The organism is Frigoribacterium sp. UYMn621 (assembly GCF_040549525.1).
Taxonomy (GTDB): Bacteria; Actinomycetota; Actinomycetes; order Actinomycetales; family Microbacteriaceae; genus Lacisediminihabitans.
Map to the genome: position 1 here is coordinate 418,373 of NZ_JBEPTM010000002.1, position 14,780 is coordinate 433,152.

A 14,780-nucleotide genomic window follows, 5' to 3' on the forward strand; every position below is an offset into this window, starting at 1 on the left:
ACGGAGGCGTGCCCCGGGCCGAGCAGCCTCGGGCCGGACAGCCTCAGAAGGTGGCGTGCTGCGTGACCCACGCGTGCATGGCCACCGCGGCCGCAGCGGAGGCGTTGAGGCTGCGGGTGGATCCGAACTGGCTGATCTCCACGATGTGCGACGCGGCGGCGATCGCTTCCGCGCTGAGCCCCGGCCCCTCCTGCCCGAACAGCAGGATGCAGGCAGGAGCGAACGAGAACGTCTCGATGATCACCGAGCCGGGCACGTTGTCGATGGCGATGATCGGGAGTGCGGCATCCGCGGCCCAGCCGGCGAAGTCCGCGACATCCGGGTGGTAGATCACGTGCTGGTAGCGGTCGGTCACCATGGCGCCGCGCTTGTTCCACCGCTTGCGGCCGATGATGTGCACGGTGTCGGCCCCGAACGCGTTCGCGCTGCGCACGATCGAGCCGATGTTCATGTCGTGCTGCCAATTCTCGATCGCCACATGGAACGGATGCCGCGACTCGTCGAGATCCGCGACGATCGCCTCCATCGTCCAGTAGCGGTAGCGGTCGACGACGTTGCGTGAGTCGCCCTTCTCGAGCAGCTCCGGATCGTAGAACGGCTCGGTGGGCAGCGCACCCTGCCACGGTCCGACACCGTTAGTGGTGAGCTCGACGCTCGGGTTCGGCTCTGGGGATGTCACTCCGTCAGGGTAGCCGGGATCCTGCACCGCGATTGTCGTTGGGGAGATGTCGGTGGGGGGCAATGCGACTCGGCATACCACTCGCCGGTGTGGGCGCGGTTGATGGTGCGCACCCGGCTCGTTCGCGCCCGGTTCCCCGTTCGCCGAATGTCGAGTCGGGGGAAATTGCGGCTTCACGCGTGGCTGACCCACACTTACCCCCGACTCGATCCGCGCAGAGAGAGACGCGCAGGGCGCGACGCGCAGGGCGCGACGCGACGGGCAGGGCCGCGCGAAACCGCCTCTGCGCGGCCGGTCTCGAGCGCGAGTGTTCGCAGCCGTCACCGTTCCGACCGAGACAACGGCCGGGGTCCCTTCTCGCGCAGCAGTCCACAGCAACTCTCCTGACAGACGATGGATGATGGGAGCGATGTTCACGCCCACCCGAGCCGCGGGACTCGAGGTCCTAGCCAATTTCGTCCCTCGTGCCGGACGCGATTATGCGCGCGACCGTAACCACGACAGTGGGCCCTCCCGCACCAACGTCTCAGGCCTCTCCCCCTACCTCCGCCACAGGCTCGTGACCGAGCGCGAGGTGGTCGCGGCCGTGCTGCAGCGGCATCCGCTCGGCTCGTGCGAGAAATTCGTGCAGGAGGTCTTCTGGCGCACCTACTGGAAGGGATGGCTCGAACAGCGTCCCGAGGTGTGGCGGCGGTATCGCCGTGACCTGGCAGAACTCGAGCTCTCCGGCGACTACCCGTCCGCCGACTACGAAGCAGCCATCGCCGGGCGCACCGGCATCGATGCGATGGATGCCTGGGTGCACGAACTCCTCGACACCGGGTACCTGCACAACCACACCCGCATGTGGTTCGCGAGCATCTGGATCTTCACCCTTGGCCTGCCCTGGCAGCTCGGCGCGGACTTCTTCTATCGGCACCTTCTCGACGGGGATGCCGCGTCGAACACGCTCTCCTGGCGCTGGGTCGCGGGGCTCCAGACCGCGGGCAAGACCTATCTCGCGACGGCGTCGAACATCGCTCGCTACACCGACGGGCAGTTCTCGCCCCAGGGGCTTGCGACATCTGCCCGGGCGCTCGTGGAGGATCCGCTTCCGTCCCCCGAGGGCATCCCGCCGGTGGAGTCCGCCGGCTTCGACGGGCGCGTCGGGCTGCTGCTGCACGAGGAGGATCTTGACGCGGTGAGCCTGCTCGACGAGCATCCGGGACTCGCCCCCCAACGGCTCGTAGCGGTCGCCGGATACGCAGATCCGGATGCCCGATCGCCGCTGGGCGCATCGCACGCCCTTCGTCGATTCACGGCGTCCGCGCTCGAGGACGGGGTCACGCGGGCGTCGAGTCTCTTCGAACGACCCGGTCGGGTGCTGCAGGACGCCTTCTCGTCGACGGTGCTCGAGTGGGCGGCATCCGAAGGCCTCGATGCCGTGGTCGTGCCGTATGCTCCGGTGGGCCCGGTGCAGGATCGGATGCCGGCGCTCCGGGCTGCGCTGGCGTCAGAGGGCGTAGCACTCACGTCGGTCCGGCGACGCTGGGATACCCTCGCCTGGCCGCAGGCGGCGCGGGGCTTCTTCCCCTTTCGCGAGCAGATTCCCGGGCTGCTGCGACAGCAGGGTCTGTAAACCCGCGGCTGCGGATTGCGGGCCCGACCGGGAGATCGGTCCCCGTCACCCCAGCAGGGCCGCAACCACCACGAGCACCGGGATCGATCCGATCGTCGTGATGAGCACCGTATCGCGGGCGATGATCTCCCCCCGGCTGTAGCGCGAGGCGTAGTTGAACACGTTCTGGGCGGCGGGAAGCGCGGCGAGCGCCACCACCACGAACAGCGGATGCCCGTGCACGCCGAACACGAAACGGCCGAATATCCAGGCCGCAACGGGCATCCCGACCAGCTTGATCGCGGATGCCACGAGCACGTCCCGCCGCCCGCTGCCCGGCCGGAGCAACTTCTGCCCGTGCAGAGACATCCCGAATGCGAGAAGCACGACCGGCACCGCAGCGCCGCCCAGCAACTCGAAGGGCCCCAGCACCGCGTCCGGCGGATGCCATCCCGTGACCGCCAGCACCACCCCGAGCACGGATCCGATGATGAGCGGATTGCTGATCGGCTTCAGCAGCACCCGCCAGACCGACACCCGCCCGGTGGTGGTCACATCGAGGATCGTCAGCGCGACCGGCGCGAAGATGAGCAGTTGCAGCAGCACGACCGGGACGGAATAGGCGGCGCTGCCCAGCACGTACACGGCCACCGGGATGCCGATGTTGTTGGCGTTCACGTAACCGGCACCCAGGGCCCCGACGACCATCTCCGGTACGTCGCGGCGCCAGACGAAGCGCGCGATCGCCGTGTACGCGGCAAAAGCAACCAGTGCCGCGACGAGCGACACCACCAGAAGGGAGGAGAACAAGACCGAGACCTTCGCCGACTCGAGCACGGTGAAGAGCAGGCAGGGCGAGAGCACGAAGAACACGATCCGGTTGAGCACATAACCGGCATTCGGGCCGAGGATCCCCAGTCGGCCGACCAGGTAGCCGACCGCGATGATGAACCCGATGATGGCGAAACCGACGAGTACTCCGGTCATCATCCACTCCTGTCGGCCGCCCGCACGGCACACAGCCGCGCCACGTGAAGGTTATCCGTGCTGGGTACTATGGGCGCATGACAGACCGAGGCGACATCGAGTGCTGGCTCACTGACATGGATGGTGTGCTCGTCCATGAGAATCATCCCGTACCCGGAGCATCCGCTCTGCTCGAGCAGTGGCGCGACCAGGGCAAGCCCTATCTCGTGCTCACGAACAACTCCATCTTCACCCCGCGGGACCTGAGTGCGCGGCTGAAGGCATCCGGCCTCGACGTTCCCGAGGACCGCATCTGGACCTCCGCCCTCGCCACCGCCGATTTTCTCGCGTCGCAGGCGCCCGGCGGTTCGGCCTTCGTCATCGGTGAGGCGGGAATCACCACGGCGCTGCACGAGGCCGGCTTCATCATGACCGAGACCTCACCCGACTACGTCGTGATCGGCGAGACCCGCAACTACTCCTTCGAGGCGATCACCAAGGCCATCCGTCTCATCGTGGCCGGGTCCCGCTTCATCGTGACGAATCCGGATGCCACCGGCCCGAGCGCCGACGGACCCCTGCCTGCCACCGGGGCGGTCGCCGCGCTCATCACCAAGGCCACCGGCAAGGAGCCGTACGTGGTCGGCAAGCCGAACCCGATGATGTTCCGCTCGGCGATGAACAAGATCGGCGCGCATTCCGAGAACACGGGCATGATCGGCGACCGCATGGATACCGACATCGTCGCCGGCATCGAGGCCGGGCTGCACACCATCCTCGTGCTCACCGGCATCAGCGATCAGAACGAGATCGACAAGTACCCGTTCCGGCCCGACGAGATCCTCAACAGCGTTGCGGACCTGCTCGAGCCGGGCCCGATCGAGTCCGACGAGATCTGACTCGCCGCTGGGACTGTTCCGGGGCCGGGTGGCTGCTCCGTGGCGGAGTGGCCGGGTGGCTGCTACTTCGCGGGGGTGCCAGCGACGCTGCCGGCGATGGGCTCCCCGCCGGAACGGTTGACGAAGCAGAAGTAGTCGTGCTGCCCCTTCGTCCACTCCGCCGCGGTCGCCGCATACGAGGCCTGGAACTGGATGTCGTTGTATGCCCCCGCTGTCGCGAGGTCGATCACTCCCGCAGCGGTGCAGAGCAGGTTGATCTGCGACTGCAGGGAATCGAGCCCGGGGTAGGCCACTGTCGCATCCCCCGGGAAGGTACCGCGGAACACCATCTGTGCCGCATGCGGAGCCGCGCAGTCCACCACGGTGAAGCGCAGTTCGAAGGGGGTGGAGTAGGGGTCGACACACTCGCCTCCGCGCAGGTCGCTCCACAGGTGCACCCCGACGGCCGCCGGACCGCCCGTCGCCGCTGTCGCGCTGGGGGATGCCGATGGCGAGACCACCGGCGCCGCGCTCTTCGCGGCCGCGACCGGCGCTGGAGCCGGCGCGATCTTCGTGCCGATCACGAAGAGGAGTGCGAGCACGAGAAGGGCGATCACTCCCCCCGCGACCCAGAACAGCAGCTTCTGGTTGCGGGAGAAAGGTGCGCGCGACTCGCGCACAGCGGATCGGCTCGGCGGGCCCCCACCTTCGGCGAGAGGACCCTCGGCGGATGGGCCTTCGGCGGATGCCGAGGACCCGAAGCCGGCAAACGGGCCGGCGGCGGCGGGCGATGCGGCGAAGGGATTGAGCCTCCCCGGTATCGCACCGACGAGAGGCTCCCCCTCGTAGTCCTTGAACTTCGTCTCGCCGAACAGGGAGTCGATCGGCGTCGTCGGGTCGACGTCGTCGTCTGAGTCAGAGCTGAAGTACGGTTCCGGGGGACGGGACCACGCGGATGCCGCCGACACCGGTTCCGCCGGAATCACTTCGGTGACGGGCTCGGCGGGCGAGAGCACGGGCGGCACCGCCGGGGTTGGTGCGGCGGGCGCGGGCGAGTCAGGCACCGCCGGGGTTGGTGCGGCGGGCGCGGGCGAGTCAGGCACCGCCGGGGTTGGTGCGGCGGGCGCGGGCGAGTCAGGCACCGGCGTCGGCCTGCCGGTCGTGGCATCCGGCACACTCGCGCTGCCGAGACCCCAGTCGAAGGGAGAGGTGATCGGGTGCGGTCCGGTGTTCTTCCCGGTGCCCTCTCCGGTGTCGTCGCCAGCGGCCATCGTGCGATTCGCTACTTCGAGAGTCCGAGGTCGGCGAGACCGATCGCAGCGAAATAGGGATACCCGGCGGCCTCGATGACCTCACGGGCACCCGTGTCGCGGTCGACGACGACGGCTACGCCGGCGATCTCCGCCCCCACCTTCTTCAGCGCCTCGATGGCGGCGAGGGGGGATCCGCCGGTCGTCGAGGTGTCCTCGAGCACGATCACGCGCTTGCCCGCGAGGTCCGGTCCCTCCACCTGGCGGCCGCGCCCATGATCCTTGGGCTCTTTGCGCACGACGAAGGCGTCGTACGAGAGCCCGCGGGCGGCCCCCTGATGCAACACCGCGGCGGCGATCGGGTCGGCCCCCATCGTCATGCCGCCGACGGCGGAGACCTCCGCGATATCCGCGATCAGGTCGAGCATGACCTGGCCGATCAGGGGCGCGACGCGGTGGTCGAGGCTCACCTTGCGCAGATCCACGTAGTAGGTGGCTTTCTTGCCGCTCGTGAGCGTGAAATCGCCGTGGAACACGGCTCCCTCGGAGATGTAGTCGATGAGCTGCTGTCTGGCGTCGGTCACGGCCCCGATTCTACTGGGCAGTTTCCGGCGGGGCCCCTCTCCTGGTCCGAGCGGCACGCGCCCCAACGATTAAAGTGGGCCCATGCGTGTTGCCACCTGGAACGTTAACTCCATCCGTACGCGAGCCGCCCGAGTGGTCGACTGGCTGGGGCGTGAAGACATCGACGTGCTCGGTATGCAGGAAATTAAATGCAAGGAGAGCCAGTTTCCCTTCGAGCTCTTCGAGGAGGCGGGCTACGAGGTGCAGTTGCACGGGCTCAACCAGTGGAATGGTGTCGCCTTCGCCAGCCGGCTGCCCATGGACGATGTGCAGATCGGGTTCCCCTCCGCCCCCGGCTTCAGCAAGACCGAGGTCGAGGGGGCGCCGCCGCTGGAAGCCAGAGCCATGGCCGTGACCGTTGAGGGGGTGCGCCTCTGGAGTCTCTACGTGCCCAACGGACGAAGCCTCGACGACCCGCACCTCGCCTACAAGCTGGACTGGCTGGCGAAACTCGCCTCCGACACGACCGCCTGGCTCGCCGGGCATCCGGACACTCCGCTCGCGCTCATGGGTGATTGGAACATCGCCCCTCTCGATTCCGATGTCTGGCCGACCTGGGACTTCGCCACCAGCACCCACACCTCGACCCCCGAGCGTGCCGCCTTCGCCGAATTCGAGACGATCGGACTCTCGGATGTCGTGCGCCCTCGGGTGCCGGAGGGCTTCACCTACTGGGACTACCAGCAGCTGCGCTTCCCCCGCAACGAGGGAATGCGCATCGACTTCATCATGGGTTCCGCCCCCTTCGCCCAGCTGGTGACGGCGGCGAGCATTCATCGCGACGAGCGCAAGGGCGACGGTCCCAGCGACCATGTGCCGGTGGTCGTTGACCTCGACATCGCCGTCGAGGAAGACGAGGATCGGCCGATGATCTTCTGAGTCCGGGGTTGCTACCCGATGCGGAACGACAGGCCCGGTAGGGTCGGAGAGTGAGTGACATCCGAACCTCCAGGTCCGCCGACGGCGCAGACAAGTCGTCCTTCGCGACAAGCCCGGTGGTCAACCTCGTGTTCGACCGGGTGCTGACGTCGGTGCACGAGGGCCGCCTGTTGCCGGGGCAGCGCATCAGCGATTCGGAGCTCGCCGAGCAGCTCGGGGTTTCGCGAACCCCCGTGCGCGAGGCACTTCAGCGCCTTCGCGATATCGGGATCATCGAGGCTTCCGCCAGCCGGTTCACGCGTGTCGCGCTCGTGACCCCGAAGCAGACCGCGGATGCCATGGTCGTCTGGGTCGCGCTCTACAGCGCCCTCGTCAACGAGGTCATCCCTCTCGTGACGCCGGAGGTGGTGGCCGCCATGCGCGCCGACCACGAGCTCTTCCTCGAGCACGTGAGCTGGGCGCTCGACCCGAAGCGGCTGGCCGAACTGCGGGCGAATCCGCAACTCGTGCGCGAGCACTTCGCCGAGCTCGTGCCGCAGAAGATCGCTATGGCGAACGCCAAGTTCTTCGATCACCTGGTCGGACTCTCCCAGAATCCCTCGCTCGTGCGCGGCATCAACTCCGTGGTGCACCTCATCCAGCTCGGCAGCCTCTACCTGCCCGACTATCTCGACTTCCGAGCGCTGAGCGAGTCCCAGCAGCTGCTCATCGCGGCCGCCCGCGACCACGACCGCGCAGCGGCCCAGGGCGCTCTGCGGATGCTCGGACTGATCAGCGTTCCGACAGCGGCGCTCGAGGCCGAGGCGGAAACCGAACTCTGACGCGGTCCCCGAACGGGGGGTTCTGTCCTCCTTTCGGAGGACCAATATACTGCTAACCTATTCCTACGCATGAAAGTGCGGAAACGATTTCTGCGTCTGGAATTTCCACTCGATGTGTTACCCGAATCGAGTGATGACGCCGGAATTCTAGTCACGTCGCCCCTTACCCAGGCGATCCAGCGGACTGGTCGCCCGAATGGCCAGTCCGCTGACGTGCATCCGGGGGCCGCCGATGCCACGCACGCCTCGTGCGTCGCCCCGCCCATCCTGTGCAACTATTCTGCGCCGATGACAACCAAACGGCGCGATTGCGCAGATACCCTCGAGGGAGACGCATGTGCGTCATCGTGTCGTTTTTTTCCAGGATCGGAGGTCGAACCATGTCACACACCGCTTCAGCAGCACAGAGCGCAATCGTCGGGGAGCCCGAGGTCCTCGAAGACGGCTCCGTCGAAACGAGCACGGCTTGGCTCAAACTCAAGGTCGCGGTCTCGGCGCTCCGACCGCTGCAGGTGCAGGACGGCAGCATCCCGAACACCGCACATCACGCGGATGCCCGCGCCCTGGTCGCCACCATCGCCGGCACGCTTCGCGCCTTCGTGCCGGTATTCCCGCACGACGAGGAGTACCTGCGGGCCGCCGCGGCGGACTTCGAGCGGTGGGAGGCGCGCGGATTCGGCGTGCCCGACTTCTTCGACTCCCTCGCAGCATTCCAGCCGCAGCTCCACCGGATTGATGGGCTGCGTCACCTCGTCGTCTTCCCCATGTACACCCAGAACGGCAGCACCGACCGCCTGGTCGAGGCCGTGATCGTCGAGGTGATCTGGCCGGAATTCGTGGCAGCCCTCGAGGCCGGGGAGTACTCGAACGCGCTGTTCGTTCCCATTCGTTTCGTCGACTTCACCGAGGGCTACGACACGAACTCCGCGGTGCTGTTCCCCGAGACGATCGCGATGCGCGCGGTGCCCACCTTCACCTGGGGAGCGATCTTCGCCGACCGGGAGGCCGCGCGCTTCCGCAGGGTCGTGCGTGAGGCATCCGCCATCACGAAGCTCGACCTCCCGGCGGATGCGCTGCGGCTGCTCGACGACCAGCACCTGGCCGAAGAGACTTTCGTCATGTGGGACCTCATCCACGACCGCACCCACATGCGCGGAGACCTGCCCTTCGATCCGTTCATGATCAAGCAGCGCATGCCGTACTTCCTCTATTCGCTCGAGGAACTGCGCTGCGACCTCACCGCCTACCGCGAGGCGGTGCGCCTCGAGCGTGCCGAGGACACTGATGACGTGACCCGCGACCACGCGAAACTCGTGCAGTACGCCGTGCTCTTCGACCGGATCTTCAGATTCGCGATCACCGGCACCCGAGTGCGCAACTACGACGGGGTCGGCGGACAGCTGCTGTTCGCCTGGCTCCACCAGCACCACGTGCTGCACTGGACCGACACGCGCCTCACCATCGACTGGGCGGACGTGCCGGAGGTCGTCATCGCACTCGGGCGAGAGATCGAGGAGCTGTACTGGCGCTCGATCGACCGGCCGAAGACCGCGCACTGGCTGGCGGCCTACGAACTGGTCTCTGGCACGCTCACGCCGCATCCGGCATCGAACTGGGCGAAGCGGGACCTGCCGCTGGACGGACCGCCCAAGGGTTTCACGGATGCCGTGCTTCCCGACGAGTTCCCCCTGTCGATGTTCTACGAGGCCCTCTCCAAGAAGATGGCCGACGTGATCGAGTCGACCGCAGGCCTGACCGGCCGCAGCTAGCGTTTCGCCGCGCTGCCCCCGTCCGTGTGCGTTTCCGTGCCCGTGCGCGTGCGCATGCGTTCCCGTGCGCGTGCGCGTTTCATCATTCAGGAACGTGTGGGGCGGATGATGCGGCTGAGCACCCCTGAGGTGCACAGCCGTCTCACCCGTCCCATCAGTCCCGCACCTTCCTGAATAGTGAAACTGCCGCCGGCGCTAGCGCGTGACCACCGCGAATCCTCCGGGCCGCAGCAGGATCGTCGACGAACCCGAGATCACCCGAGTCTGCAGAAGTCGCCCACCGGAGTCGTAGGTACATACCATCGCACGCTCCCCCGCCGCGCCCACCCGCGCGGGCAGCGGCAGAATGGATGTCGAGTGCACGAGTTCGGTCGAGGCCGAGGTGCCCCGCAGTAGGAGCCGCGACACTAGCGGGCGCACGATCACGGCATCCAGCTTCACCGCTCCAGAGGTGGCACGAACCGTGACGGTCGTCGCCCCGGCACCGATCGGCAGCGTGAGAGTGTGCGGCAGCAGCGCCCCGGCCACCGCGGTGATTCCCTGTGCGCCGACGCCGTCACGGACGATCCCAAGCGGCACCCGGCCCACCGTCCACAACGAAGACGCCGAACCCGGGTTGGGCTCGAAGGTCACCGGCTCGAGGTGGCGGGCACCCGATCCCGCCGGTATCGCCAGGGTCGCGGTCGACTTCGACAACAAAGAAAGGTAGGCACCTCCCCCGAACTGCGACTCGCCGGTCCAGGCCGAGTCAGGAGTCACGACGGTGCCTGTCGTCTCGGCCGTCGACTCAGCCTGCACGACGGTGAGGCCGTCGTGAGAGACGGTGACCGGTGTCGCGAGAGCACGTGCCGCGACATCCGGATTCGCATCGAGCGCGAGCATGGAGAGCAGTCCATGAATCGTGCTCTCCGCCCCGGAATTGGGGTTCACAGTGCCGTCCGGTTGCACACCGTCGAAAGTGACTCCCGTGGCGCGATCGTAGGTCGGCTTCCCCGAGGGATTCGCACCGAAGAACCACGACCCGGCGATAGCCGCCAGCTGCCGGATGCCCGGCCGATTGCCCGCGGCGGAAACGGCGAGCAGAGACTGCAACCTCGAATCGGCCCCGTAGGCGATCTGGGTGGTGTCCACCGGTGTCGGGTACCAGCCGTTGTCGGGACCTCCGGCCGCGAGCAATTCGGTGGTGAACCCGACCGAATCGGCCACCGCGGGCTCGAGCAGCTCCGGCTTCTTCAGCACGGTGGATGCCGCGGCGAGCGCCGCGGGCATCTGCGACGCGTAGGCATGCCACATCGATCGGGACTCCGCCCACGGGAGAATCGCGCCATAGGGCCACTGGGTGGATGATCCGGCACCCATCTTCGAGATGCCGTCCGCGAGCTGCGCGAGCGCGATGCGAGATGCAGTATCACCGGGGGCGGCTGCCGAATACTCGCTGAGGCCGAGGACGGCCTCGGCAGAGGCATCCGCTCCGTTGATGATCAGCCAGGCCGGAACTCTGGCACCGTCCGCGATGGCGTAGGTGCCGTACTTGTTGAGCACCTCCCGGTCGAGCGCGGCGACGCCGAGCTGTAGACGCTGCTGGAGGAAGCTCGCGAAGGCAGGATCGCTGTCTTTGAAGTCGGCGTACCCCTCACCGAAGGCCCAGAGGCTGCGGGCGAGCCAATAGCTCGGACCGCTGTCGGAGGGATCGGGGAGCTCTACTGGCACCGGTGACGTGTTGAAGGTGCCGTCGGACTGCATCCAGAGCACGACGTTTCCCGCGTTCGGTCCGGTCGAGGTCTGGAAGTAGGCGACGGATCTCAGCAGCTCGTAGGCCGTAGTGCGGCTCGCGGCGGAACCGCTCTGCTTCCAGTCCCGCAGGTATACGACGGCCGCCCGGGTGATGTCGTCGGCGTTGTAGGCACCCTGGCCGTAGTGTCCGGTCGCGGGGTCGAGCGGCCCGCCGCCGACGCGCGCGAAGGTGCCGCCCGGTCGGGAGTCCGCGTACGTCCACGGCATGGTGATGGTCGGCTCCTCCGCGAGGCGATAGGTGCTGTGGCCGTCGGCGGCGCCGGGCGACGCGGTATCGAGCAGGAAGTCGAGGTGCGCGAGGTTGGTGAGGCGGGGTGCCGCGCCCACACTCGTGGGGCCCGCGACCGTGGGGCTCATAACGGCCGGGCTCGCGGCCGCCGGGCTCGCGCCGACCGGGCTCGCGACCGCCGCCGCACCGACCAACGCAGTGGCTGCCAGTGCGGCAAGCCAGCGCCGGGAGAGGGAGTTCGTCATCGAACGTGTCCGTTTCTGTGGGTTATGTGCTTTCAGAATTCAGGAGAATGTGGTGCTGATGTGGTGGATGGTGCAGGTGTCGACCTCAGGAGGGCCCGGCGGCCCCATCCGTGCCGCGCGTTCCTGAATGATGAGAGCGGCACGGGGGCAGTACGTGCAGCGTCACAGGTGGTCGATGCGCGCGACCCCGATCTTGGAGTCGGCCATGCCGTAGAAGACGAAGAGCTGGCCGTCGATGCGCTCGATCGCGGTGGGGAAGACCACGTTGGGCACGATTCCGCTGCGCTCATCCTCGGTCTCGGCCGCCAACAGCGGCTCGGTGGTGCGGGCGAGGATCTTCGTCGGATCCGCGGCATCCAGGATCATCCCGCCCGCGGAGTAGTTCACCTTCTGCTGCTGCGTGAACGCGTTGTCGATCTCCCCGGTGACCCCGTGATACAGCACCAGCCAGCCTTCGTCGACGAGCACCGGTGGCGGGCCGCCCCCGATCTTCAGCTGCTCGAACGGGGATTCGGGGGCGGCGAGCATCCGATGCCCGTGCCACAGCACGATCGAGCGGATGTCTTCCATCACCTCGGTCACGGGCACGTAGCTGATCCAGATGCTCTGCCGCTCGTCGGTGATGCCGGCCGGGATGGTGCGCAGTTCCCCCGGCTTGATGTCGCCGAGATCCCACATCGGGCGGTGGAGCACCGCGAAACTCTCCACCCCGTCCGGGGCGGTCACGGGCTCGGGGAAGAACACCGTGTCTTTGTTGTGGAAGAGGTTGAGGTCGATATCGAGGGCGTCATCGAACTCGAAGAGCGCCGGGCCGAGTCTCGTCCATTCGCGGAGGTCGGTGGATGTCGCGACCGCGGTGCGCGGCCCCAGCGGCCCGAATGCCACGTAGGTCATCACATGGAGGCCGAGCCACGGGATGAACGTGACCCGCGGATCCTCGGTGCCGGAGTTCTTCGCCCCGCGCTCCCATGACCGCTCCGGCTGCAAAACGACGCCCTCGCGTTCGACCCCGACCGGCACACCGTCCTCGATCACCACTCGGGCGAGCCCGACCCGGCTCACGTTTCCGGTGGCCACCATGCGGGGGAGGAGGTAGAGCGTGCCATCATCCGAGTGTCCGGTGGCCGGATTCAGCACCCCCTCTGCCTCGAGTTCGTCCCCGGGGAGCGGCGCCATGATTACGCCGGCGCGGGTGAGGGAATAAGGGAAGGGGAACATGGTCAACCTTTCACGCCCGAACCGATGTTGGTCGAGACGAAGTACCTCTGGAACACGATGAACAGCACGACGACCGGCGCCGCGAGCACGACAGCGCCCGCGAGGGTCGCGCCGAACGGATTGGACGCGGATGCCGCGACATTGGAGATGTAGTTGGCGAGGGAGACGGCCAGCGGTTGCAGGCTCGCCTCCTTCGTGACGAGGAACGGCCAGAGGAATTCGTTCCACGGGCCGATGAACGTGAGCAGCACCACCGTGATGATCGCGGGCCGCACGAGCGGGATCGCGATGCGCCAGAGCAGTACGAGCTCGCTCGCCCCGTCGATCCTCGCCGCCTCGAACAGCTCTTTGGGCAGCTGCAGGAAGTACTGCCGGAAGATCACCACCGCCGTCGAATTGATGAAGAACGGCAGGATCATGCCGAGGTAGTTGTCGGCCAGCCCGTAGTCGCGCGCGATGAGCACGTACAACGGGATCATCAGCAACTGGAACGGGATCACCTGCACCAGCAGAGCCAGAGCGAACGTGACTCCCCGGCCGCGCCACTGCAGCACGGCGAGCGCGTAGCCGGCCAAGAGTCCGAATACCATCGTGCCGAGGAGCACGCCGCCGGTGAAGATTCCCGAATTGAGCAGCCCCTGGAAGAGGTTGATTCGATCGTTGATCTGCACATAGTTCTCCCCCGTGATGTTGGCGACGTTGGGGAAGGCTCCGGCGACCGAGGGATCGGGCTTGGCCTGCAGCGATCCGATCACCATGTAATAGAACGGGAACAGGAAGACGAGGGCACCGATGCCGAGCACCACTCCCCGCAGAATGCGCTGGGGGCGCGACATCCGGGTGTGCGCGAAGTGGTCCGTGCGCTGTTTGGGGGCCATCAGTCGTTCCCTCCCGCGAATCGGTTCTGCAACCAGGCGATGACGAGCACCACGAGAACCAGCACGACCCCGATGGCCGCAGCGGTATCCGGATGCCCCTGCTGCAGCCCGTCCTGGTACATGATCAGAACCGGCGAAGCGGATGCCCCGTTTGGGCCACCGCCACCCGTGAGCAGGTAGGGCTCGGTGAACAGGTTCGCTCCGGTGACCGTCGAGACCAGCAGCACGAGCACGGTGGCTGGTCGCACGCCCGGCACAGTCACCGAGAAGAAGCTGCGCACGGTACCGGCGCCATCGGTGGAGGCCGACTCGTAGAGCTCCTTCGGCACGGCCTGGAGGGCTGCGAGGTAGAGCAGGATGTAGAAGCCGAGTTGCTTCCACGTGACGAACAGGGCGATGGTCGGCATCGCCCAGTGCGGGTTGACGAGCCAGGACGGGCTCGGCGCGAGCGGGCCGAGCACCTGGTTGACGATTCCGTTCCCGTTGAAGAGAAACAGCCACACCGCCACGACCGCCACGCTCGCTGCGAGGTAGGGAACGTAGAAGCTCACCCGCAGGAAGGCCTTGAACCGGGTCACCTTGTTGAGCGCGCTCGCCAGGAGCAGCGACAGCACGACGGTCAGCGGCACGTTGATCAACAGGAAGATGCCAACATTTCCGAAGGAACGGATGACCGCAGGGTCGGAGAACGCCGTGATGTAGTTCTGCAGCCCGACGAAGGGACGATCGACCTGCGCGCCCGGGGCCGCGAAGAAGAAGTCGTGGAACGAGATCCAGACCGAATAGATCAGCGGATAGGCGAACACCAGGACTACGAACGCCAGGTAGGGCGCACTGAACAGCAGCCCGAGCGGATGCTTGCCGAGGAGGCCGCCCCGCCGGCGTTTCCGTGACGGTGAGGCACCCGGCTCCGGTGGCCGCGAGGCCACCGGAGACGTCAGGGTTGTGGTCAT

Annotated in this window: 13 protein-coding genes; 5 read left to right on the forward strand and 8 right to left on the reverse strand. The window is 67.1% G+C overall.

Features of this window, described 5'->3' with window-relative positions; all coding sequences use genetic code 11:
• Nucleotides 1-43 precede the first annotated feature (43 nt).
• Entirely contained in the window at nt 44-679 is a 636-nt protein-coding gene (locus tag ABIB54_RS06100; protein ID WP_354574612.1) for a TrmH family RNA methyltransferase, read from the reverse strand.
• Nucleotides 680-1,088: 409 nt separating this feature from the next.
• On the opposite strand from ABIB54_RS06100, the gene ABIB54_RS06105 reads away from it, so the two are divergent.
• A complete protein-coding gene (locus ABIB54_RS06105; protein ID WP_354574613.1) occupies nt 1,089-2,297 on the forward strand; it encodes an FAD-binding domain-containing protein in 1,209 nt (402 codons plus the stop codon).
• Nucleotides 2,298-2,342: 45 nt separating this feature from the next.
• Here ABIB54_RS06105 and ABIB54_RS06110 read toward each other — a convergent pair whose 3' ends face one another.
• Nucleotides 2,343-3,263, reverse strand: coding sequence for an AEC family transporter (locus tag ABIB54_RS06110; protein WP_354574614.1), 921 nt, complete (start codon nt 3,261-3,263; stop codon nt 2,343-2,345).
• A gap of 77 nt (nt 3,264-3,340) precedes the next feature.
• Here ABIB54_RS06110 and ABIB54_RS06115 point away from each other — a divergent pair, with 77 nt between their 5' ends.
• Entirely contained in the window at nt 3,341-4,141 is an 801-nt protein-coding gene (locus ABIB54_RS06115; RefSeq protein WP_354574615.1) for an HAD-IIA family hydrolase, read from the forward strand.
• Between the two features lie 62 nt (nt 4,142-4,203).
• On the opposite strand, the gene ABIB54_RS06120 is transcribed toward ABIB54_RS06115, so the two are convergent.
• Complete coding sequence (locus ABIB54_RS06120) at nt 4,204-5,391, reverse strand: hypothetical protein (protein WP_354574616.1); 1,188 nt, start codon at nt 5,389-5,391, stop codon at nt 4,204-4,206.
• Nucleotides 5,392-5,402: 11 nt separating this feature from the next.
• The gene (gene pyrE / locus ABIB54_RS06125; protein WP_354574617.1) at nt 5,403-5,954 is read right to left on the reverse strand and encodes an orotate phosphoribosyltransferase; all 552 of its coding nucleotides are present in this window, start codon (nt 5,952-5,954) and stop codon (nt 5,403-5,405) included.
• 82 nt (nt 5,955-6,036) lie between these two features.
• Here pyrE and ABIB54_RS06130 point away from each other — a divergent pair, with 82 nt between their 5' ends.
• The 3 genes from ABIB54_RS06130 (at nt 6,037) to ABIB54_RS06140 (ending at nt 9,463) form a co-directional block, all read left to right on the forward strand.
• The gene (locus tag ABIB54_RS06130; protein WP_354574618.1) at nt 6,037-6,873 is read left to right on the forward strand and encodes an exodeoxyribonuclease III; all 837 of its coding nucleotides are present in this window, start codon (nt 6,037-6,039) and stop codon (nt 6,871-6,873) included.
• Nucleotides 6,874-6,923: 50 nt separating this feature from the next.
• Complete coding sequence (locus ABIB54_RS06135; RefSeq protein ID WP_354574619.1) at nt 6,924-7,694, forward strand: GntR family transcriptional regulator; 771 nt, start codon at nt 6,924-6,926, stop codon at nt 7,692-7,694.
• A gap of 380 nt (nt 7,695-8,074) precedes the next feature.
• On the forward strand, nt 8,075-9,463 hold the full coding sequence (locus tag ABIB54_RS06140; RefSeq protein ID WP_354574620.1) for a DUF6421 family protein: 1,389 nt from the start codon (nt 8,075-8,077) through the stop codon (nt 9,461-9,463).
• Between the two features lie 195 nt (nt 9,464-9,658).
• Here the strand turns inward: ABIB54_RS06140 and ABIB54_RS06145 are convergent, their stop codons facing one another.
• From ABIB54_RS06145 to ABIB54_RS06160, 4 genes are all read right to left on the reverse strand, one after another.
• Entirely contained in the window at nt 9,659-11,731 is a 2,073-nt protein-coding gene (locus ABIB54_RS06145; RefSeq protein WP_354574621.1) for a hypothetical protein, read from the reverse strand.
• Nucleotides 11,732-11,893: 162 nt separating this feature from the next.
• A complete protein-coding gene (locus ABIB54_RS06150) occupies nt 11,894-12,949 on the reverse strand; it encodes a glycoside hydrolase family 130 protein (protein ID WP_354574622.1) in 1,056 nt (351 codons plus the stop codon).
• A gap of 2 nt (nt 12,950-12,951) precedes the next feature.
• On the reverse strand, nt 12,952-13,785 hold the full coding sequence (locus ABIB54_RS06155; protein WP_354574676.1) for a carbohydrate ABC transporter permease: 834 nt from the start codon (nt 13,783-13,785) through the stop codon (nt 12,952-12,954).
• Nucleotides 13,786-13,826: 41 nt separating this feature from the next.
• The gene (locus ABIB54_RS06160) at nt 13,827-14,780 is read right to left on the reverse strand and encodes a carbohydrate ABC transporter permease (protein WP_354574623.1); all 954 of its coding nucleotides are present in this window, start codon (nt 14,778-14,780) and stop codon (nt 13,827-13,829) included.